Consider the following 22,032-nt stretch of genomic DNA (forward strand, 5'->3'; position numbering starts at 1 on the left):
TTTAATACAAAAACTTAGTATTAAAAGCAAAAAGCGCTATATCTGAATAATATACAGATTAGCACTTTTCTTGACTTTATTTTATTAAATTTTATTTATTATTGATTATTTCTTAATGTTAATGTATTTCTTTTTGTCTACATTAATACATTTATATCTTTCAAAATAATCTATGATTATTTCAGTCATTTCAACTTGAATCTCTTTAACAATTTTGCAAGTTTTATAAAATTCATATCCACCTGCACCACTTGCTCTATAATTATTCATTACAAGAGTTAATTTATCCTCATCTTTAATTTCTTTATCTTTAAATTTAACATAATCTAATTCATTTTTCTGATCACTATTTAATTTAAAACCATATTGAATATTGTTAAAATAGTCATAATTATAATGTTCAATTTTAGGCTTTAAAAATTTATCAGATATTGTTATTTCTTTTCCATCATAATTAAAATATTCTGATGATCTTAAAAGTGCTTTTTTTAATACTTCTCCTGTAATTTCTAACACTACTAAAGTATTAGGATATACATATGTAGAGACAACATCACGTACCGTAACCGCTTTATTAAATCCTTTTATTGAATTAGCAAAAGATGTGCAAGATATATCCGCTCCACTTTTTTCTATCTGTACAGAATTAATAAAATTTGCTAATACTGACCCTTCCAATGCCATCTCCAAATGATCTTTTGAATCTAAATCTATATCCAAATTACCCACCGGACTATCTAGCCAATTTTGAACTCGCTCCTCAATTGACTGTAATTCTTTAAACATTTTTTCATTTGGGCTAATTTTAGGCTTTTTTAACTGTGAAGTTATTTTGATAATTTCATTATCATATTTTAAATTAAGCTCTATAAAACCTTGACCATTAGCTGGTGTTTGAACTATATATGTATTGCAAATCTTTTGCCCTGATATAATCATATGCTGATGACCTGTAAGTAAAATATCAAAGTTAAACTTTTCACAAATTTGGCACCCCAAATTTTCATGAGTATTGCTTAAAATCTTATTAGTATCTAAATCCCTTTCAAAGCCACCATGATAAATTCCAATTAAGATATCTACCTTATCTCTCACCTTATTATATTGTTTTTCTAAAGATAATAAAGTGTTTTGAATTTCGAAATTTTCAATATTATAAGGTTGTTCCCATATATTTATAAAATCAGTTGTAAATCCTATAATTCCAACTTTCAACTTATTATCAAGCTCTTTTATTGCATATGGCAGAATAGAAATTTGATTATTTTTATCTTTGACATTACAGCAAATGCATTGTCCATTAAATTCTTCTATATATTTTTTTAAATTATCATATCCATAATTAAAATCATGATTTCCAAGAGTAATAAAATCATACCCTCCTTCATTCATTACCTTAGCTATTGGGTGATAATTGAATTTATTCTTAGAAAGGTATGTGGTAAATGGTGAACCTTGAATAGTATCTCCACCATCAATTACTAGAGTATTTTCATCTTTCTCAAAGGAATTAATTATATTTAACATACCTATGGGCTTTTTAACATTATCAGTATAATCTGTTGGATACACAAATCCATGCATATCTGAAGTAAAATAAATTTTTAAGTTTTTCATGTAATCACCTTCCCTAAACATATTTATTTAAACATATAAAATAACAAGCCAAAAATACAGTGTATATCGCTTAAAACAGCAAAATAATCTACCATACTGACTTGTTATTTTTTATATAATTAGCCTTAAGCACATGAAAGAAAATATTAGATAAACATACTTGTGGATCATTCTTCATATTGTGCCTTATGCACTAAAATCTTATCCTCTAGCAAGCTTAGCTCTAATTCTTGTCGAACAATATTCAACTACAACAACTAGTATAACTAGCCCAATTAGTATTGCTCCGACTTCTTTCCATCTATAAGAATTCATCGCAAATATAAGAGGTGCTCCTATTCCACCTGCTCCAACAAGGCCTAATACTGTAGCATCCTTTAAATTTATTTCAAATCTATATATAGCTGTGGAAACAAAATTAGTAGAAAGCTGTGGAAGTATTCCATATCTTACTTTTTGAACAAGTGTACATCCTGCAACATCTAATGATTCTATGATGTTTTTATCCAAATCTTCAATTGCTTCAATATATAATTTAGTTATCATACCAATAGAAACAACTCCAATAGTTAAAACTCCTGCAAAGGCGCCAGGACCTGTAACTCTTATAAACATTAATCCATACACAAAGGATGGAATAGTTCTTATTGCTGCAACTATTATTGTGCCTAAAGTGCTTATCCATTTTGGAACAATATTGGCTGAACACATAAATGCAAAAGGAACTGATATTATAGATCCAATTATAGTTCCAAGTATAGCTATAGCTATTGTTTGAAGTAGCAAATAGGGTACTCCATTAGTATTAAAATTAATCAAAAGATCTGTACTAGGTGAAACAATCCCTACTAGAATATTTTTAGCTATAGAAACTCCTGATTCTTTAATTCCGTGGTATTCAATAGAATTAGATGTCCAAATTATCAATGATAATACAAAAAGGGTTGATAGTAACTTTACAATCCAAAGTTTTGGCTCTTTTTCTAATTGATTTTTCACTTCGACTTTCATTATCTTAATTTCCCCCTTATGTATTTTGATAAATATTCAATTATTACTACTGTTACAAATAGCATAAACAACATCATACCAACTTTATCATATTCTCTCCAACCTATTTTTTCATTTAAAATTAGTCCTATACCACCTGCTCCAACATACCCAAGTATAGCTGCATAACGTACATTAACTTCAAAGCAATATAAACAATTTGATAAGTAGGCTGGTAAAATTTGAGGAATTATAGCTGATAAAAATGCTTTTAACTTTGTTGCACCTAAAGCTTCTAAGGCTTCGAAAGGTCCCATATCTACAGTTTCTATTTTTTCATAAATCATTTTAGCAACTATTCCCAAAGTAAATATTGCAATGGCAATTGTTCCCGCAAATGGGCCTAAATCAAATACAAAAGTAGCAATTAACGCTATTATTAACGTTGGTAATGTTCTTACTAAACTCAGTAAAAATCTTATAGTTAGTAGCAAGGGTTTATTGTGATTTACATTAACTGAAGCTAGGATCGCAAATGGAACAGCTAAAATTGAACCAATAATTGAACCTAAAAGAGACATTTGTATAGTTTCCTTAAGTGGTTTAATCACTTCTTGTGCATACTCCCAGTTAGGTGGAATCATTGCTGCTAAAATGGCTGCAAATTGATGTCCATTTCTTATAATTTTTTCAAAGCTAAAATCTGTAAGCTCTGCCGATACAATGACTACAATTATAAGTCCAACTAAAATAAATGGTAATTTAGGTATTGGTGGTTGAATTTCTTTTTCATTATTTAAAATTATCTTTTTAGGACTAATTAAATTCTTTAAAGTATTCATATTAATTACTCGCCACCTCTTCTGAAGTTAAGTCACGTCCATATATTTTAGTTAATGTTTCTTTATCTACCTCACTAGCAGGTCCATCATAGATTATTTCCCCTGCCTTTATTCCAATTACTCTATCTGCATAGTCTAATGCTAAATCAACATGATGAATATTTATTATTATAGATATATTCATTTCTTTATTTATTCTTCTAAAATCATTCATTACTTCTTTAGCTGTAACAGGATCTAAAGCAGCAACTGGTTCATCTGCTAATATTATTTCTGGATTTTGAGCAAGAGTTCTAGCAAGTGCAACTCTTTGTTGTTGTCCACCAGATAATTGATCTGCTCTTATATATGCTTTATCTAAAATTCCAACTTTATCTAAAGCTTCTAACGCTGCTATTTTATCCTCTTTAGAAAATAATCCTAGAATACATTTCCACACTGGAAGCTCTGGAACTCTAGAAGTTAATACATTTTTTATAACACTTATTCTAGTTATAAGATTAAATGATTGAAATATCATTCCAATTTTTCTTCTAAATGCTCTTAATTCTTTACCTTTTAATTTAGTAATATCTTGTCCGTTTACAGTTAATTTCCCACTGCTTATATCATGCATTTTGTTTATTGTACGTAAAAGAGTAGATTTTCCTGCACCTGATAATCCAATTATTGCAACAAATTCCCCTTGTTCAATTTCTAATGAAACATTCTTTAATCCTTTAAATCCATTTGGATATACTTTATCTACATTTTCAAACTTAATCAAAATAATACCTCCACGCCTAAAGTCAGGTCTGCTAACTTTAATATTTATCAAATTGTTCTTTATTATAATAGAATTACTAACAAGAGGCTGTCTCAAAATGAATCTTTCTTTTTGAAACAGTCCCTTGCTAGTATACTTAAATATAATTCTATTTTATATTATTTTTTCTTCATTTCTTTCACTAAATCCTGAGCTTTCTTTTCGGCTTCATAATTTTTAGAATCTGCTGGTTCATATCCTTTATGGCTATATATTGATATAACTTTTTGTCCTTCTGGTGTTTTTGCAATATTTATAAACGAATTTTGAAGAGCCTTTTTAAATTTATCATCTATAAAGCTTGCGTTCTTAGAAACTGAAATTGTGTCATTATATATATTATCTGTTACACCAATAACACCAGTTTCTTTCCAAACTGTATCTTTACGAGCATAGTCTTTTGTCCATTTGTCTGCATAATCTCTTCTTGCATCTGCATACATGCAAATCACATCTAATTGTTCAGAAGCAAGTCTTGTCATAGCATCTCCATAAGAATTGTTTTGAACAACATTTGGTAAATCAGTTATTGTAAGTCCAAAATTATCTTTTAGCCATAAACTTGGGTATATATATCCTGCTGAAGATGATGCTCCCATTACACCCCATTTTGCAGATTTAACATCATCTGCTGTTAATTTTTGACCAGCATTTACTTTAGCAACTAATTCTTTACCTTTAGCTGAAGGACCTGCAACCATTAATGCTTTATAATATGTTGCTTGCTTGTCAGAAGCTTCTATAGGTGCTTTATTCCAATCGGCTGGTTCTTTTGAATCACAGCTTAAACCATCTCTTGTAGCAGTTAATATTGGATCTGCTCCATCAGCATAAAGTACATATGTACCTCCTGGAATAAATCCAACGTGTGCAGTTCCTGCAACTAAAGTTTCTCCAACAGCTTCATAGCTTGTACCAACTTCGATTTTAATGTTTTTGAATTCATAACCTTGATTCTTTAATTCTGTCTTAAGTAACTCCTTTAAAGGTTCAGTTGCTGTTACGATTTCTTGTGGTTCTCTAGATGGTACAAAATAAACCACTAAATCATCTGGTAGTTTCTTACTGTCACCGCTTCCACATCCCACAAAAAGACCCATAGAAATAATTAGTGTAGCAGCTAATGCAATTATTTTTTTCATTTAATACTCTCCTTCATACATATAAAATATATATAAACATTCTATTAATAAAACCTTTAGCCGATTCATTTTAATAAAATGCTTTTTACTAAATAATTTTTATTATTTAACAGCAGAAAGACGAACAATAGATTTAAATACTTTTTTATACTTCATTTCATTATTATAAACTTTTTATATATTATATCATATTATCCTAAAACTTTATACTTTTTTTACTAAGTTTTAACATTTTATAACGCAAATTTAAGAAATTTGAATTTTCATTCAATTTAATTCATCTTTCATTTTATTATGATTAATTTTTTTCAATCGTTCGTGTTTTTGATAATTTGTTATCTTTTGTGTAAGTGGTTCTACATAACCATATCAATAGAATATATGATAGTATACCTATCAATAAATATAGCACTAAAAACTATACTTTGAAGCAATTCATGAAATAATTTAAAATAAAAATCAAATATTATACCTTTCCTAAAACACAGTTCTGAGATTTTCAAATGCATGAAGAAAAAGGAACTAAACATTTTATCCTTGAAATGTTTAGTTCCTTTTTTGCTTTATTATGTTTCAAATTATGCGAATATAAATAGAAAGCCTAATCAACTACTTTGTAATGCAGTATTCCATAATTCATGAAAATATTGATTGTTTTCTAATAGTTCGTTAAAATCACCATTATCAACAATTTCTCCATCCTTGAAGACATAAATTTTTTCAAAATCTTTTATTGTATTTAAACGATGAGATATTGTAATAATTGTTCTATTATTCAAGAATTTCATTATATTTTTCATTACTAATTCTTCTGTAACATTGTCCATAGCTGAAGTAGCTTCATCCAATATAACAATTTTTGCGTCATAAAAAACACTCTAGCTAAGGATAATCTTTGACGTTCTCCACCAGAAAGCATAATGCCTTTTTCTCCAACCTCTGTATCTAGCCCTTTTGACAACGAAGAATAAAACGATACAAGACCAACGCCTTTCAACGCTTCAATAATTTCATTATCAGAAATCTCTTTATCGAAAACAATATTTTCTCTCAAAGTCTCATCAAAAATAGGTGATTCTTGTGAAGTATAAGAAACATAATTGTAAAAATGATTTAAGTTAATCTCAGATAAATCATTGTTATCTATATAAATATTTCCTTTATCTACTTTAAGTAAACCAATTATTTGCTTTACAATTGTTGATTTTCCCGAGCCACTTTCTCCTACTAATGTAACAGAACTTCCCGCTGCAATATTAAAGGATAAATTCTTAAATATATTCTTCTCTTCATAGGAAAAGCACACATTCTTAAATTTGCTTATCTCATCCTTAAATCTTTTATTAGTTCTAAACACAACTAATTCCATGAAACCACGAATTAAATACTTATTAAAATTTTCCTCATTATTTAAAATATGAGCTTTGATATTATATAAATATTTCAATAATATATTGGTTACTATAAAAACAAATATATAGCCAATTCCAATATAAATCATAATATTCTTATCTATACTTGCAATAAATATTAAACTAAAAACTATACTTGGAATCAATTCCCAAAATAATTTAAAATAAAAATCAAATAATATACTTTTACCTGAACTACCGCCATTCTCTATTTTTTGAACAAGATTTCCAGTCCCTAAGGATTGATAATACTTATATTCTATTGTACTCATTTTTCTGAGTGCTTTTAACTTCAAATCTAAATATATACTTTCAGATAATTTGCAGCTTGGATATTCATCAATGTAATTTAATCCACATATTATTACCAAAACAAAACCATAAATACAAAGAGTCGTTATAGTTAATGTATTGGCTCCAAAATCATCTAGCACTTTTTGAAAATAGTTGGCGCTGAAGGAATTCAATAAGGCCAAGACTATTCCTAGTAATATATAAATGGTAATATCTAATTACTTCTTGTTTAAAATCTCTAAATAATGTTTCATAACTGTACTCCTTTTAATTTTTAATATTACATTAAAAATCAGTACAGCTGACACTGTAAGCAAATTATTTAAATCTCAGTACAATCTGCTAACAGATTATTTCAACTGTACTGAGTAGTTAATTCGTTTTATTACCACTTAATTCACGTCCTTTCACAAGTATTAGCTAAATACTAACACTTGACTTCTTTAAGTATAATCTTAATTATAGGGGTAATCAAGTTACAATATTTACTTTCACTAATACATAAATTTAAATGCAAACTCTATTTACAAATTTCTTTTAACATAATATAAACCATACATATAAGTGAATTTCACATCTTATGTATGTTTTTTCTTTTCCTAAACTTTTATGGATTTTATAACAACACTAACAAATTTTCAAGTTAGTTATTAATTTTATAAACTCTATCATACACAGTATTCTTAAATTTCATAAATTCAATCTCATTAACAGGTTTAGGATAACTCATAACCTTAAGTGGTAAAAAACTATGCTGTTTTTGCATAGGAGGTTGCACATAATCAAAGTCATTTAAATAAAACCCAAACTGCTTATAAAATTCAATTCTACGCTTAGAAATATCATTTTCAGGAAATTCAACCTCCAAGAATATTGGTTTATCACATTTATTTAAGTACTCTTTTAACATTGATGTTCCTAAACCATGTCCTCTTTTTTTGCTATCTACAGCAAAATGTTCAATAAAGTTAAAATCATTAAATTGCCAATTAGCTATAAAACCATTTATTTTATTATCTTTATCCTTATTAATTATTATATTATACAAATCTTCATAAAGAAGCTCCTTTTGATTTTCATAGCTTCTTCTTTCTATACTTGGAAATGCTTCACTCATTAATTCAAAGAAGCTATCAAAATCAGAATTCTGAAATTTCTCCACATTTTTCTTGTTCATTTTTACTCTCCACTTTATTATTAGATATATTTTGGTTTGCTATTATTCTCAAAACTGCTTTCCCATTTCTAATATTATTTAACATTAGAAATAAAGGATTTTCTTTTGCAATAACACAAAAGAACATCCTTTATTACAGCCCTATGTAATATAAATATAATTTAGTCTTCTTCATCGAAATCGTGAGCAAATACCTCATCCATATTTTTAAAACTTAGCCCACCAGCTTCATAGCAGTCTAAAATTGCAGTTTGCATTTCTTCTATTGGTATATCATCAAAAGTTTTACAATCAAATCCTTCATCAATATATGACTGACAGATAGCTTCCTTCAATTCTTCTATTGATACCCCTTTTTCTTGAAATATATTTAAAAATAACTCTTTTGTTTTAATTTCTTTTTCTATTGTGCTTAATTCTGTACTCACCTTAAAATTCTCTCCTTAGTCTTCACCATCTTTTAATATTTCTTCTACTTCTTCAATACTTAATCCAGTTGCTTCTGCAATTTCATCCAATTCCTCAAAACCCATTAAATCATGCGCTAATGAAATCATAAGCTTCTTGACATTTTCTTCAACCTTAGGTGGAAGATCTGACATTTCTGACAAGTTTTCTGTCAAATCAAAATATTCTTCTCCCTCTTCCATCTCTTCTTCTAATTCAAAGAGCCTTCTCTTCTTAGCTTTTTCCCTATCAAATTCATTAAGGTATACAAGTTTACTATTATTTACTTCTAGATCTTCATCTGAAAATACAGTTATTCCTTCTTTTTCTAAAAGATAAGCTGTTATCCCTTTTCCTTCAATTTTATTCCCAGTAAAAGTTCCATCATATACAAAATTACTTCCGCAAGAAGGACTTCCTTCTTTTAATATAGCTTTAGTAGATCCAAGCATTCTAGCAATTTTTAACGTTTCATAAGCTCCATCTAAAAATTGTTTAGTCATATCTTCGTCTTTGTTATTTATTGCTTTCCCATCGCCATCTATAACTTGACTTGCTGGGCTATTTAATTCAACTGGATCTCTTGGTGTTTGTAGTCCCCCTAGTTGTTCAGGGCATACTAAAACAGCTTTTCCTTCTTTAAATAATTTTAAGCAACGTTCATTTGTATTGTTTTTTCCATCATATCTACAATTAACGCCACATAAACATGCACTTATTATATACATATCATCACCTCGTTTATTCAGTTAACAGTTATCAGTTAACAATTATTGAGCAAAGCCACAGGGAAAGTTCATGCTTCCAAATATAAAATTTGGACATTCATTTTTCCCACAAAATTTAAAAATAAATATACAAATTACAAAGTAATTTTCTACTTGATTGTTAACTGCTAACTGTATTAAGCCTTTAGCTCTACCATAGTAACTCCATCTCCACCTTCGCCATAAGCGCCTAATCTATATGACTTTACATGAGGATGTCTCTTAAGCATATCATTTATCGCTTTTCTAAGTACTCCTGTACCTTTACCATGAACTACAGTTACTTCTCCTAGGTTAGCTCTATAAGCATCATCTAAATATTTATCTGCTTTATAACATGCTTCTTCTGCATCTAATCCTCTTAAATCTACTCTTGATTCAATACTACTTAAATTAAGTTTTACTTCTCTCTTTTTTCTTACCTTTTCTGCTTTACTTGCTTGAGTTTGTCTTAAATCTTTTAGTTTAACACTTATTTTCATTATTCCAGCTTCAACTTGAACTTCACCTTTACTATCTGGCATAGAAATAACTATTACTTTTTGATTTAATGAAGGTAGAAATGCTTCCATTCCAAGAGTTACTTTACTTATAGCTTCTCCTTCATTTTCTTTCATATTATGAAGTTCTTTTTCTTGCTTTTCTAGGTTTTCTTTAAGCTTTTTACGTTCATCTTCAAGTCTTTGCCTTCCGCCAGTTGATATACCAAGCTTTTCAAGTTCTCTCATAGCCTTTAATATATCATCAGCTTCATCTTTTGCATTTGATATTATATCTTTTGCTTCACGTCTAGCATCCATATAAGCTTTTTCTCTAGTTTTTTCTAGCTTTTCAAGTTTCTCTTCAAACTTTTTCTTAAGTTCCTCGGCTTCATCTTTAAGTTTCTTAGCTTCTCTTGCCTCTTGTTTTGCTATAATACTTTTTTCTTGAAGCTCTCTAATTAAATTTTCAAATTGAAGATTTTCTTCTGACATATATTCTTTAGCTCTTTTTATTACACCTTCTACAAGACCTAATCTCTTAGATATTTCAAAAGCATTAGATTTTCCTGGTACACCAATCAACAATCTATATGTTGGGCTTAGTGTTTCTATATTAAATTCAACAGATGCATTTTCAACACCTTCTGTTTTTAATGCATATGCCTTAAGTTCACTATAGTGAGTTGTTGCAATTAACTTTGCCCCTCTCTTTCTTAAGGTCTCTAAAATAGACACAGCAAGTGCTGCTCCTTCTGCTGGATCAGTCCCTGCTCCAAGTTCATCAAAAAGTACTAATGACTTATCATCTACATGTCTCATAATATTAACTGTATTAGTCATATGAGATGAAAATGTAGATAAACTTTGTTCAATACTTTGTTCATCACCAATATCTGCAAAAATCTCTGTAAAAAATGCTATAGATGAATTATCACGAGCTGGTATTAAAAGTCCACTTAATCCCATAATATGCAGTAATCCAACAGTTTTAATAGTAACAGTTTTACCTCCAGTATTCGGTCCTGTTATCATTAAAGTTTGGAACTCTTCACCTAAATAAACATCTGATGGCACAATTTTATCTGCATCTATTAAAGGATGCCTTCCTGATAATATGCTAAATACTCCATCTTCTCTAACTATTGGTTTTATAGCATTTAATGCAGATGCATATTTTCCTTTTGCAAATATAAAGTCAAATTCAATAAGTACTTTAAAGTTGCTTAAACATTGTTCTCCATTATCTTTAACTTTTGCTGAAAGCTCTTCTAATATTCTTTCTATTTCAGCTTTTTCTTTTAAAACTAACTCTCTTATCTCATTATTTAAATTTACCAAACTCATAGGTTCAATAAAAAATGTAGCTCCTGTTGAACTTTGATCATGTACAAGGCCAGGTACTTGGCTCTTGTATTCAGATTTTACAGGAATTACATATCTATCGCCTCTCATAGTATACAAATCATCTTGTAAATACTTAGAATTACTTTTAACTATAGAACTTATTTTTTCCCTAACAGAAGAATTCTTTTCCTTAAGACTTCTTCTTATATTATATAAAGTTTGACTAGCTTTATCGCTAATCTCCTCTTCTGATACTATAGCTTTTTCTATTGCATCTTCCAATGGTTTTATTGGAATTAGTATGTATGCTAAATCTTCAAGTCTTGGATATGCTTTTTCAGCTTCTTCTCTCTTAAAGAATTCCTTCATTGTTCTAGAAACTCTAAGCATTCCTCCAACTCGAAGTAATTGTTCTGGTGTTAAAGTACCACCTTTTTTAGCTCTTTCAATCCCTTCTTGAATATCAAAAAGACCTTCAAGAGGAGGATTACCCTTGCCAATTAGTATTTCAAGAGCTTCATTTGTTTCTTCCAGTTTATTATTTATTTCATATACATTATCATAAGGTTCAAGTGCTTCAACCATTGCTTTTCCTACATTCGTTCGAGCATATTTTTTAATTTTATCTTTGATTTTATAAAACTCTAATATTCTTAGAGAACGTTCATTCATTTACTACACACCCCTTAAATCAGTTAAAAGTCATGAGTTAAGAGTTCAGAGTTTGGAAAAATCCTTACAGAATTTTAGATGTTTATTTCCTGGAAAATTCTGAAGAAAACTAAATATATGTAATAATATAAGTCCAAAGCCAGAATTCAAAAATCTAACTTTAATGTTTCAATTCTAAAATCTCCATATATCATTTTATATTCCGTTTTTCCAACTTTCTCTTTAAATTTTCCGCCTCACTATTCATAGTTAACTCTTAACTGTTATTCAACTCCTCGTCTATAATGACCTTGAGTATATTTTTTATTTTCATTTTTTTTACCACAAGATATTTGATTTAAAATATCCTTAACTTCTTCATAGCTCTCATCTTTAAAGTCTACCCTAAAATTGGTAATATTAAAAGTCTTTAATTCATCAACCTGTTCAATTAAATTTGTAGGTAATGAATTTAATATATAACTTCTGCAATTATTATCTGCTATAACGTTAAAGCTTTCATTCATTCTATCTATCAGCCTAAAGTTATCTTTCATACATGCACCATTACATTCCTTCTTTGAAGTTTTCCCTCCAAAGGTACTTCCTATAGGACAATATTCACTAACCATAAGTTCAGTATTACCATAAACATTAACGCCAACTTTACAATTAATATCCTTCATCATTTCCTTTATTTCTTTCCTGTTTAGTTCTAAACTTAAACATGGAATATCTATATCTTCTGCAAAAAACTCTGCTGCTTCTTTATTGAAAATATTTAATTTATAATCACCTATTATAAATAGTTTATCTTTATAAATTCTAATTATTCCAACATTTGATGTTATTATTCCTTTAATATAAGGTAGTAATTCATCTATAAGTTTAACAATATTATTATATTCACCTTTAATAATATTAGGTAATTTTAAGTATATATTTTTATCCTTTGAAGTCTCATATAGCTTCTTTAAATCTTCTTTATTCAAAGCATTCTTTTGTCTGCTAAAGGATATATCTAGGGCTATATTAAGAGTTTTTTCATCTTCAACTAATGCTTTTAATTGATCTTTGGTAATGCAGCTATAAATGTATCCTAACTCCTCATTTGATTTTATCTTCTTTATTTTCAGATTTTCTTCATTTCGCACTCTTCTATATGAACTAACTTCATCTTTTAAAATCTTTTCAAATAATTCTCTTCTTAAATTATTTATAGATGCTATTCTAATAAATCCCTCATTAAATATATTAAAAAGAATTTGACTGAATTTATAAGGAATTTCTCCTGATTTCTTTAAAGCTTCTTCTACTCTTTCTCTTGTTAAGGGTGTATTCGTTGCTGCTTCAACGGTTTCACCAAAAACCTTATATTCTTTTCCATTAAATTTAGTTTTAATAACAAGCGGAGAATTTACCTTAAATTCAACTTTCCCTATTAAATCAAGCTTTCTCTTATAAGACTTAACCTCATCTTTTAACTCATCATATAACTTTTTGTCCGACATTTTATATAATCTATAACCTTTTTTATATCCACCAGTAGGAAATAATTTAACGGTTTCACCTTTAAAAGCTTCTCTAATCTCTTTATTATTCTTTAAAATCTTGCTTAAAGTAAATCCATCATCATAAAATCTTATTCCATCGCCTAAAGCTACATTTTCTTCTAATACAACTTCGCCGCTATTGTTTACCTGACCTATGAACACTCCTGTATTTTTGGGATAATTATAACTCATCATATCTTTCCCTACATTTTTATACAAATATGCTTTAGCAAAACCTTCTCTATTAAATAATTGAGCTAATTCATTTCTCCCCTTATTTAAATCAAACTTTCCATTTCTTAAAAATTTATCAATAGATCTTCTATAATTACTTGTAACTCCAGCTACATATTCAGGCTTTTTCATTCTACCTTCAACCTTTAAAGATGCAGTTCCACTTTTTATAATTGCCTCTACATCATCAATTAGACATGTATCCTTAGGACTTAAGAGATAAGCTTTTTTCTCCCCTAAAGTTTCACCTTTAATAGTATACTGCATTCTACAAGGTTGTGCACAGCGTCCTCTATTTCCGCTTCTTCCACCAATCATAGAACTCATTAAACATTGGCCTGAATAACATACACATAAAGCACCATGTACAAATATTTCTGTTTCAATACCTAAATCTTTAGAAATATACTTAATTTCCTCTAATGAAAGCTCTCTAGATAAAACAATTCTTTGAAGTCCCTTTTCTCTAAAATATAGAGCACCCTCTCCATTATGTATTGTCATTTGAGTTGATGCATGAAGTTCAAACTTTGGATACACATCTCTAATCAAGCTTATTAAACCAACATCTTGAATTATTATAGCATCTACACCAATTTCATAAAGATATCCTACATATTTTAGCGCTTCCTTTAATTCACTTTGTTTTAAACTAGTATTTATAGTAACATATACTTTTACATTATAACTATGTGCATAATCCACTGCTTTCATCATAGTTTCATTATCAAAATTTGAGGCATAAGCTCTTGCTGAAAACTTATTTCCCCCAAGATATATTGCATCTGCCCCGTTATTTATAGCTGCAATTAAGCTTTCCATGCTTCCTGCTGGCGCTAGTAATTCAATTTTATTCATTTTTCCTCCTAAGTGAGAGAATCAAAATATTATATTTCATTCTTCAAAATTTGTAGTTATCCATAGTTTATCTTTTTTTAGCAATAGGTCCAATTTGTTCTTTTTTTATCTTTGCAACTTCTATTTCTGTATCTATTATTTTAGCTTGCAATTCAAACACCTTATGTTGGAAAGTTCTAGATTCTTGATTAAGTTTATCATTTTCACTAGATATTTCTTCTTTTTCTTTAGTTAACATCGAAATTTTTTCTTCTAATTCATTTATAGACACTATACTATTTGCCAAATCTTTTTCTAAGCTTGTTAATGTATTATTTTTCTTACTTAATTCTTCTCTTAATTCAAATAACTCATTATTTGTATTTTCAAATTCTTGATTTATAGATTTTAAACTTCCTTCCTTAGCTTCAATTTGCCTTTTTAGATTTAAGAAAATGCCTTCTTTATCTTCCAATTCCTTTTCTAACCTTGCTACGGCTCTTTCTCTGCTTCCTAATTCTTCCTTTGTTCTTCGTAAATCATATTTTAAAGTTTCTAAAGCTTTATTTAATCCTTCTATTTCCTCAATTTTTAGATTAATTTGCTCTTCCCTTTCAGTTTTAGATTTCACAAAGTCTTCTTTCAAGCTTTCATTATTACTTCTAGTTATAGCAATTTCCTCTTCTAATACTTCTTTTTCTCTATCTGCTTTTTCTATCTCTTTTAATAATTCAGAATTATTAGCTTTCATATTATTAATTTCATTGTCTAAAATTTCCCGATCATTCTTTAATTTATTTATATCTTCTTCTAATACTTCTTTTTCAAATTCATGTTCTTCTATTTCCTTTAATAATTTATCATTAGTTTCCCTCATATTACTAATATCATTATTTAAGTTATCTTGCTCTGCCTTTAACTTATTAACTTCTTCCTCTAAAATGTCTTTTTCTAAAACATATTCTTCTATTTCCTTTGATAACTTATTATTAATTTCTCTCATACTGCTAATATGATTATTTAAGTTGTCTTGTTCTATCTTTAACTTATTAATTTCTTCTTCTAGGATATCTTTCCCTAAAGCATATTCCTCTATTTCCTTTAATAACTTATCATTGATTTCTTTCATATTATTAATTTCATTATTTAAATTATGTTTTTCTCCATTTAATTTATTGATTTGTTTCTCTAAAGCAGCTTTTTCTAAAGCACATTTTTCTATTTCAGTTAACAAATCTTCATTATGAACTCTCATATTTATATTTTCACTACTTAAATTATCTTGAGCTATTTTTAATTCATTAAATTCTTCTTCTAAAGCTGCCTTATTAATTTCACATTTTTCTATTTCAGCTGATAACTGATCATTAACATCTCTCATATTGTCAATTTCAATATTTAGCTCATCTTGTAATGTCATTAATTTGCTAATTTCAGCCTCTAAGTTTTCTTTTTCTTCACTTAATAAACTAATTTGATTTACGTAATTTTGATTTTCTTTATTTAGACTGCTTATTTTTTCTCTGCAGGCTGTAATTTCTTTATCTGATTCTTCAAATAAATCATTTAACTGCTTATTTAGTTCAGCCTTTTCCATATTATTTGCATCTAATTTTTTAGTCAATTCATTTACATTTTCTTTCTCAGAATTTAAATTATTACTTATCTCTTCTTCATTTTTAATTAGTTCTTTAATTTTTATATTTAAATCTTTTTCACTTAATAACAGTGTTTCAATTTTTTTATTTAATTCTTCCTTTTCTAGATTTAATTTATCTTCTATTTCATCGTTTTTAATTATTTCTTCTTCTAATTTTTTCTTATATTCACTAAGTTCACTATTACACTTAGAATATGACTCATTTAAATCATTTAAGCTTTTCTTACATAACTCATAATCCTTATTAATATTTTCCTTTTTAATAGTTTCAGCTTCTAATTGTAATTTTACTCTATTTAATTCATCATAAACATTTGAATAATCTTCTTCAAAAGATACATTCTTTTCTTTTAATAATAAACTTTCATTATTTAAGGTTGTTTTAACTTCAATAAGCTTTTCAATTTCTTTATTTAAATCTAAATTCTTAGTATTCATTTCATTTAATTGTAACGTCAGCTTTTCTTTTTCTTTATTAATATTAGTCACTTCATTGGTTAGAGCATTTACCTTTTCATTAGATTGTTGCAGTTGATTACTTAATCTATGTTCCTTATTTTTAGCTTCATCTACCTTTTTATAAAGGAATTTATTCTTCTCCCTAACCTCATTAATTTCTTTATTTATAGTTTGATTAATATTCTTATTTTTTTTAACTTCATCTACAATTAATTTGTTTTCATTCTTTAGCTTTTCATTTTCCAACTTAAAATTATTAATCTCAGCCTTTAATGAATTAAAAACACTTCCTGAATTCTCATATTTTTTATTTAATTCTATTTCCTTTTTATTAAAATCTTCTTTAAGAAATTCTTTTTCTTTAAGAAGATTTTCTAGTTCTAAATTAATTTCCTCTATCTTTTTCTTTAACAAATCATTTTTATGAGCAATATTATTCTTCTCATTAATAGCGTTATCTAAGCTTAAATCACATTCATAAAGTTCATCAGCAATATTTACAGCTGCTAAAACAGTTGCTGCTGTTGTACTAAACCCAGATTTTTTAGAAATTATTTCTTTAATTCTTCCATCAACAAAATTTGCTACCCCTTGCAAATATTTTTCATCTTTATCGCCTTTTAAGTTGTAATTCATACCATTTATATTAACTGTTACTCTAAACATATTTAATAACACCTCTTAAAATTCTTTATTTCTTTAATTATAGGGCATATTCACTAATAAAACAATTATGTAACCTTAACTGAGACCCAATTTTATTCAAATTTTCAAAAAAGAAAGTAAGGTTATTTATTTTTTTCATATTTTTTTTTCGTAGTTTTCATTTTTTATGCTATACTTATTTTGATTATTTTTATTGTTTAATATTTTTCGTTGTGATTAACATTCATTCATTATGTTAATCCTTCTTATAATATACAAATAAAACTAGGCGGTGAGTAAAATAAATATTAAATCTATTTTAAGTATCTTATCATCAAAATTTACTGCATTTCTTGCAAAGCATATTGTAAAGGGTGGAAGTAATTTTCCTGGTAAGATAGCATTAAAAATTGATAAGTCAATCTTAAAAACAGTAAGTAAAGGATATAAAATAATTTTAGTAACTGGGACAAATGGCAAAACAACAACTACTAGTATGATTTATAATATATTAAAAGAAAATAAATTTAATGTTATTACTAATAATACTGGTGCTAATTTATATGCTGGAATTGTAGCTTGCTTTATTTCAAATTATTCTTTTTTCAAAAAGAAAGAAAATCCATATGCAGTAATTGAAGTTGACGAAGCTAACGTTAAATTCATTACAGAATATTTAACTCCAGAAATAATAACTGTAACTAATTTATTTAGAGATCAATTAGATAGATATGGAGAAGTTTATACTACTTTAGTTAAAATCTTAGAGGGTATAACTAAAGTTCCTGGATCTAAATTAGTACTAAATGGTGATGAATCTTTACTTGGAAGGTTAGATGTTAAAAATCCAGTTGTATATTATGGTTTTAATACTCCAATAAAAGAAAATGCATCTTTAGATTTAAATGCTGATGCAAAGTTTTGCAAATTCTGTAAAGCACCATATTCTTATGACTTAATTACTTATAATCATTTAGGTTCTTTTTATTGCCCTGAATGTGGCTATAAGCGTTCTCAGCTTAATTATGCTGTAAATACAATTTTTGATTTAACAGCTGAAAATTCTTCTGTTTTAATTAATGATACGGAAGTTTTCATAAGTCAATCAGGAGCGTATAATATCTATAATGGTTTATGTGCTTTTGCAATTTCAAAAGAACTTGGTGTGGAAGACTCAGTAATTAAAACCTCTCTTCAAAATCAGAGTTCAAGCTTTGGTAGGCAAGAGCAAATAACTATCGATAATAAAGATATACAAATTATATTAGTTAAAAATCCTGCTGGATATAACCAAGCTTTAGATACATTAGCTCTTAATAAGAATGAATTCTCAGCAGCATTTATGCTAAATGATAACTATGCTGATGGACGTGATGTCTCTTGGATATGGGATGTAGATTTCGAAAAAATCTCAACATTAAATATTGAAGATATTTTTATATCTGGAATTAGAATGTACGATATGGCTGTAAGACTAAAAGTTGCTGGCTTAGATGTAAATAAATTTATCTTACAAGAAGATTATGAAGAACTGACAAATAAGATTAGGAACTCAGCTTCAAAAAAAGTTTATATACTTGCAACTTATACTGCAATGATTAATTACAGAAAATATCTTCATTCAAAAGGATATATCAATAAATTATGGTAAGGAGGTTTTAATCATGGAATTAACTATTTGTCACCTATATCCAGATTTATTAAATGTATATGGTGATGTAGGAAATGTACTTATTTTAAAGCATAGAGCAGCTCTTAGAGGAATTGATGTAAATATAATTAATTGTTCCTTAGGAGAAGATATAGATAAAGAAAATGTGGATATTATCTTCTTTGGCGGTGGTCAAGACTATGAACAATCTATAGTTTCGAAAGATTTAAAAGAAATAAAAGGAGAAACTTTAACAAACTATGTTGAAGATGGGAAGGTTCTTCTTTCCATATGTGGTGGATATCAATTATTAGGTAAATACTATACAGCTCCAAATGGTGAAAAAATAGATGGACTTGGTATTTTAGACCTTTATACTGAAGGTGGAGATACTAGATTTATTGGAAATACTGAGATATTTAACGAAACCTTCAATGAAACCTATGTAGGTTTTGAAAATCACTCAGGAAGAACTTATATAAATAATCATACTCCACTTGGAAAATGCATTCATGGATATGGCAATAATGGCGATGATGGCCTTGAAGGCTGTATTTACAAAAATACCTTTGGCTCATATTTTCATGGTTCTTTCCTTTCTAAGAATCCTGAATTTGCAGATAGACTTTTAACTTTAGCACTTCAGAAAAAATATGGTCAAGATGTACAATTAGAATCTTTAAATGATAATTTTGAGCTTAACGCAAAAAAATCAATAATTGGAAGATTAAAATAATTTAATATATAATGAAATAATAGAATTGGAGAGATTTCACTTGAAAAAAAATATAATTTTAAAAGCACTAGTATTAACACTTTCTCTATCTTTATTTAATCCATTAAATCCAGCAAGCTATGCAGCAAATTCTGCTACAAAAAGTGCAACTAATGCTGAAGGTTTACCAGAAATAACTGCTGAAGCTGCTATGACTATGGATTTAAAAACTGGAGAAGTAATCTATTGTAAAGATGCAGATAGCAAAAGATATCCAGCTAGTACAACTAAACTTTTAACTGGTTTAATATTAGCTGAAAGTAAATCGCGAACTGATATGCTTGAATTTACTCAATCTGCAAAAATACAACCAGAATACTCTTTAAATATCAATTATATGCACAACACCATGAAGGTTGGAGATAAAGTATTAGCTGACGATATAATGAAGGGGTTGCTATTATTTTCAGGTAATGATACTGCATACGTAATTGCAGATAATGTTGCTGGTGATTCTAAATCTTTTGCTGAATTAATGAATAAAAAAGCAAAAGAACTTGGCGCTAACAATAGTAATTTTATAACTGCTAATGGATTGCATGATGAAAATCATTATACTACAGCATACGATCTTTCATTAATTACAAAGGCAGCTTTTGCAAATGATTGGGAAAGAGAAACTATGGAACTTCAAAAAGCTCCAATAACCCTAAATAATTCTAAAATAATTTTGGAAAATAGAAATTTAGGACTTAATAGAAATGGCAACATTGCTGGTAAAACCGGTACAACTAATCAAGCTGGTGGATGTTTAGCTGCTGTATATGAAAGAGATGGTAGACAATTAATAGGTATTATCCTTAAGGATAGACAAATTGATAATGCGGATATGACAAAATTTAATGATATGGATTCTATTATGGATTATAGTTATGCTGCTGTTAAGTCAAAATATAAATCAAGCGGGGAAAGCGTTGGAACAGCTGATATACAATATAAACCTTTTGTTGTCTTTGGGCCTACAAAAACTATAGCAGTTCCACTTAAGTTGACTCAAGATGTATCTTATTACAAAAATACAATTAACGATTCTGAATCTCAAATTACTTTTAAAGGAACAGATTCTAATGCATGGGATTCAATTTTTAATAAGAATGTAAAGTTAACTTACGCCACAAGAAATCATTCTGAAGAAGTTACTGGAGCTGTAGAAATTTCATTTGGTGACATAATTAAAGAAAACATACTAATATATGTTTCAACTTTAGTTGCTATAGTTATTATTATTACCTTAATTGTATTAATTCGAAGTATGGCGGCTAATTCAAGACGTAAAAAGAAGAGTCGTTATAGTAACTCACGTAAGAGACGAAGATAATAATCTAATTTCATAGAATCTATTGAGGCATCTTGAAATAAGTAGGCTGATATACCTTCTAAATTTTTTAAGATGCCTTTATTTAAAGGAGTAATCACAAATGGATAAAATTGATTTTAAAGGAAGTGTTATTTTAAATCCAGTACCTGTGGTTTTAGTCACTTCGAAAAATAATGAAGGTAAAACTAATGTTTTTACAGTTGGATGGACCGGTACCATAAATACCAAACCACCTATGCTTTATATTTCCATAAGACCTGAAAGATTATCTTATGAGTATATAAAAGAATCTATGCAGTTTGTAGTAAATTTACCTAGTTCAGATATGGTAAAAAAAGTTGACTATTGTGGTGTTAGATCTGGTAAAAAAAATGATAAAATCACCGAAATGGGCTTTACTTTAAAAGAAAGTCTTAATATTTCTACGCCTTACATAGAGGAATGTCCTGTAAATATTGAATGTAAAGTTACAAGCATAGTTCCCCTTGGAACTCATGATATGTTTATAGCTGAAGTTCTTGGCTCTCATGTTAACGAGGACTTATTAGATGAAAAAGGTAAAATATGTTTTGAAAATGCAAATATGATGGCTTACTGCCACGGTGAATACTTTCCATTATCAAAAAGGCCTATTGGTTCTTTTGGATTTTCGGTTATGAAGAAAAAAACTAAGAAACTTAGAAAAAAACTTAATGAAAGTAAAAAGAAAGCATAAAAAATAAATATATCTAAAAAAACAGACCAATATAACGTAAATATTAGTCTGTTTTTAATACTGTTATTTGTTTCTTACTTATTTTTTCAAACGAATTACATTCCAAGATGCTTTTCCTAAAGATGAATTAATAATTCCGTCAGTTAATTCACTTCTATCTACATATTTTGGAGTAACAGCTTCACCATTTTTAGAATTTACTATTTTCATATCAT

Annotated in this window: 17 protein-coding genes; 4 read left to right on the plus strand and 13 right to left on the minus strand. The window is 28.0% G+C overall.

Annotated features, from left to right (window positions below):
* Positions 1–105: 105 nt before the first annotated feature.
* The 13 genes from CLPUN_RS17870 to zapA all read right to left on the minus strand — a co-directional run bounded on the left by CLPUN_RS17870 (position 106) and on the right by zapA (position 17,379).
* Positions 106–1,617, minus strand: coding sequence for a bifunctional metallophosphatase/5'-nucleotidase (locus CLPUN_RS17870; RefSeq protein ID WP_077848599.1), 1,512 nt, complete (start codon positions 1,615–1,617; stop codon positions 106–108).
* A 201-nt stretch (positions 1,618–1,818) separates the two neighbouring features.
* Positions 1,819–2,628 (minus strand): phosphonate ABC transporter, permease protein PhnE, encoded by an 810-nt coding sequence (phnE, locus tag CLPUN_RS17875; protein ID WP_077848600.1) that lies wholly within the window; start codon positions 2,626–2,628, stop codon positions 1,819–1,821.
* Entirely contained in the window at positions 2,628–3,449 is an 822-nt protein-coding gene (gene phnE / locus CLPUN_RS17880; protein WP_077848601.1) for a phosphonate ABC transporter, permease protein PhnE, read from the minus strand. Before phnE (CLPUN_RS17880) ends, phnE (CLPUN_RS17875) begins: the two co-directional genes overlap by 1 nt.
* Position 3,450: 1 nt before the next feature.
* Positions 3,451–4,215 (minus strand): phosphonate ABC transporter ATP-binding protein, encoded by a 765-nt coding sequence (phnC, locus tag CLPUN_RS17885; RefSeq protein ID WP_077848602.1) that lies wholly within the window; start codon positions 4,213–4,215, stop codon positions 3,451–3,453.
* 158 nt (positions 4,216–4,373) lie between these two features.
* On the minus strand, positions 4,374–5,396 hold the full coding sequence (locus tag CLPUN_RS17890; protein WP_077848603.1) for a phosphate/phosphite/phosphonate ABC transporter substrate-binding protein: 1,023 nt from the start codon (positions 5,394–5,396) through the stop codon (positions 4,374–4,376).
* Positions 5,397–6,001: 605 nt separating this feature from the next.
* Positions 6,002–6,223: a hypothetical protein gene (locus CLPUN_RS28830; protein WP_242954176.1), complete on the minus strand. Its 222-nt coding sequence runs from the start codon at positions 6,221–6,223 to the stop codon at positions 6,002–6,004.
* Positions 6,199–7,314, minus strand: coding sequence for an ATP-binding cassette domain-containing protein (locus tag CLPUN_RS17895; RefSeq protein ID WP_341425818.1), 1,116 nt, complete (start codon positions 7,312–7,314; stop codon positions 6,199–6,201). Before CLPUN_RS17895 ends, CLPUN_RS28830 begins: the two co-directional genes overlap by 25 nt.
* A gap of 431 nt (positions 7,315–7,745) precedes the next feature.
* Positions 7,746–8,279, minus strand: a complete 534-nt coding sequence (locus CLPUN_RS17900) for a GNAT family N-acetyltransferase (RefSeq protein ID WP_077848604.1) — start codon at positions 8,277–8,279, stop codon at positions 7,746–7,748.
* Between the two features lie 161 nt (positions 8,280–8,440).
* Positions 8,441–8,707: a hypothetical protein gene (locus CLPUN_RS17905; protein ID WP_077848605.1), complete on the minus strand. Its 267-nt coding sequence runs from the start codon at positions 8,705–8,707 to the stop codon at positions 8,441–8,443.
* A gap of 15 nt (positions 8,708–8,722) precedes the next feature.
* Positions 8,723–9,454 (minus strand): 2-thiouracil desulfurase family protein, encoded by a 732-nt coding sequence (locus tag CLPUN_RS17910; RefSeq protein WP_077848606.1) that lies wholly within the window; start codon positions 9,452–9,454, stop codon positions 8,723–8,725.
* 176 nt (positions 9,455–9,630) lie between these two features.
* Positions 9,631–11,991, minus strand: coding sequence for an endonuclease MutS2 (locus CLPUN_RS17915; RefSeq protein WP_077848607.1), 2,361 nt, complete (start codon positions 11,989–11,991; stop codon positions 9,631–9,633).
* 263 nt (positions 11,992–12,254) lie between these two features.
* On the minus strand, positions 12,255–14,615 hold the full coding sequence (locus CLPUN_RS17920; RefSeq protein WP_077848608.1) for a U32 family peptidase: 2,361 nt from the start codon (positions 14,613–14,615) through the stop codon (positions 12,255–12,257).
* A 67-nt stretch (positions 14,616–14,682) separates the two neighbouring features.
* Entirely contained in the window at positions 14,683–17,379 is a 2,697-nt protein-coding gene (gene zapA / locus CLPUN_RS17925) for a cell division protein ZapA (RefSeq protein ID WP_077848609.1), read from the minus strand.
* A gap of 271 nt (positions 17,380–17,650) precedes the next feature.
* Between zapA and CLPUN_RS17930 the strand changes: the two genes are divergently transcribed.
* The 4 genes from CLPUN_RS17930 to CLPUN_RS17945 all read left to right on the plus strand — a co-directional run bounded on the left by CLPUN_RS17930 (position 17,651) and on the right by CLPUN_RS17945 (position 21,817).
* Positions 17,651–19,009: a Mur ligase family protein gene (locus CLPUN_RS17930; protein WP_077848610.1), complete on the plus strand. Its 1,359-nt coding sequence runs from the start codon at positions 17,651–17,653 to the stop codon at positions 19,007–19,009.
* A gap of 13 nt (positions 19,010–19,022) precedes the next feature.
* A complete protein-coding gene (locus CLPUN_RS17935) occupies positions 19,023–19,745 on the plus strand; it encodes a type 1 glutamine amidotransferase (protein ID WP_077848611.1) in 723 nt (240 codons plus the stop codon).
* 40 nt (positions 19,746–19,785) lie between these two features.
* Positions 19,786–21,102, plus strand: a complete 1,317-nt coding sequence (locus tag CLPUN_RS17940) for a D-alanyl-D-alanine carboxypeptidase family protein (protein WP_077848612.1) — start codon at positions 19,786–19,788, stop codon at positions 21,100–21,102.
* Positions 21,103–21,202: 100 nt separating this feature from the next.
* A complete protein-coding gene (locus CLPUN_RS17945) occupies positions 21,203–21,817 on the plus strand; it encodes a flavin reductase family protein (protein ID WP_077848613.1) in 615 nt (204 codons plus the stop codon).
* Positions 21,818–22,032 lie beyond the last annotated feature (215 nt).

Origin of the sequence: Clostridium puniceum (assembly GCF_002006345.1) — a bacterium.
Classification (GTDB): Bacteria; Bacillota; Clostridia; order Clostridiales; family Clostridiaceae; genus Clostridium; species Clostridium puniceum.

Bases quoted from the DNA above. Each gene is read 5' to 3' on its own strand.
- CLPUN_RS17870 (WP_077848599.1), bottom strand. From the start codon at position 1,617: ATGAAAAACTTAAAAATTTATTTTACTTCAGATATGCATGGATTTGTG.
- phnE (WP_077848600.1), bottom strand. From the start codon at position 2,628: ATGAAAGTCGAAGTGAAAAATCAATTAGAAAAAGAGCCAAAACTTTGG.
- phnE (WP_077848601.1), bottom strand. From the start codon at position 3,449: ATGAATACTTTAAAGAATTTAATTAGTCCTAAAAAGATAATTTTAAAT.
- CLPUN_RS17890 (WP_077848603.1), bottom strand. From the start codon at position 5,396: ATGAAAAAAATAATTGCATTAGCTGCTACACTAATTATTTCTATGGGT.
- CLPUN_RS28830 (WP_242954176.1), bottom strand. From the start codon at position 6,223: ATGGACAATGTTACAGAAGAATTAGTAATGAAAAATATAATGAAATTC.
- CLPUN_RS17900 (WP_077848604.1), bottom strand. From the start codon at position 8,279: ATGAACAAGAAAAATGTGGAGAAATTTCAGAATTCTGATTTTGATAGC.
- CLPUN_RS17910 (WP_077848606.1), bottom strand. From the start codon at position 9,454: ATGTATATAATAAGTGCATGTTTATGTGGCGTTAATTGTAGATATGAT.
- CLPUN_RS17915 (WP_077848607.1), bottom strand. From the start codon at position 11,991: ATGAATGAACGTTCTCTAAGAATATTAGAGTTTTATAAAATCAAAGAT.
- CLPUN_RS17920 (WP_077848608.1), bottom strand. From the start codon at position 14,615: ATGAATAAAATTGAATTACTAGCGCCAGCAGGAAGCATGGAAAGCTTA.
- zapA (WP_077848609.1), bottom strand. From the start codon at position 17,379: ATGTTTAGAGTAACAGTTAATATAAATGGTATGAATTACAACTTAAAA.
- CLPUN_RS17935 (WP_077848611.1), top strand. From the start codon at position 19,023: ATGGAATTAACTATTTGTCACCTATATCCAGATTTATTAAATGTATAT.
- CLPUN_RS17945 (WP_077848613.1), top strand. From the start codon at position 21,203: ATGGATAAAATTGATTTTAAAGGAAGTGTTATTTTAAATCCAGTACCT.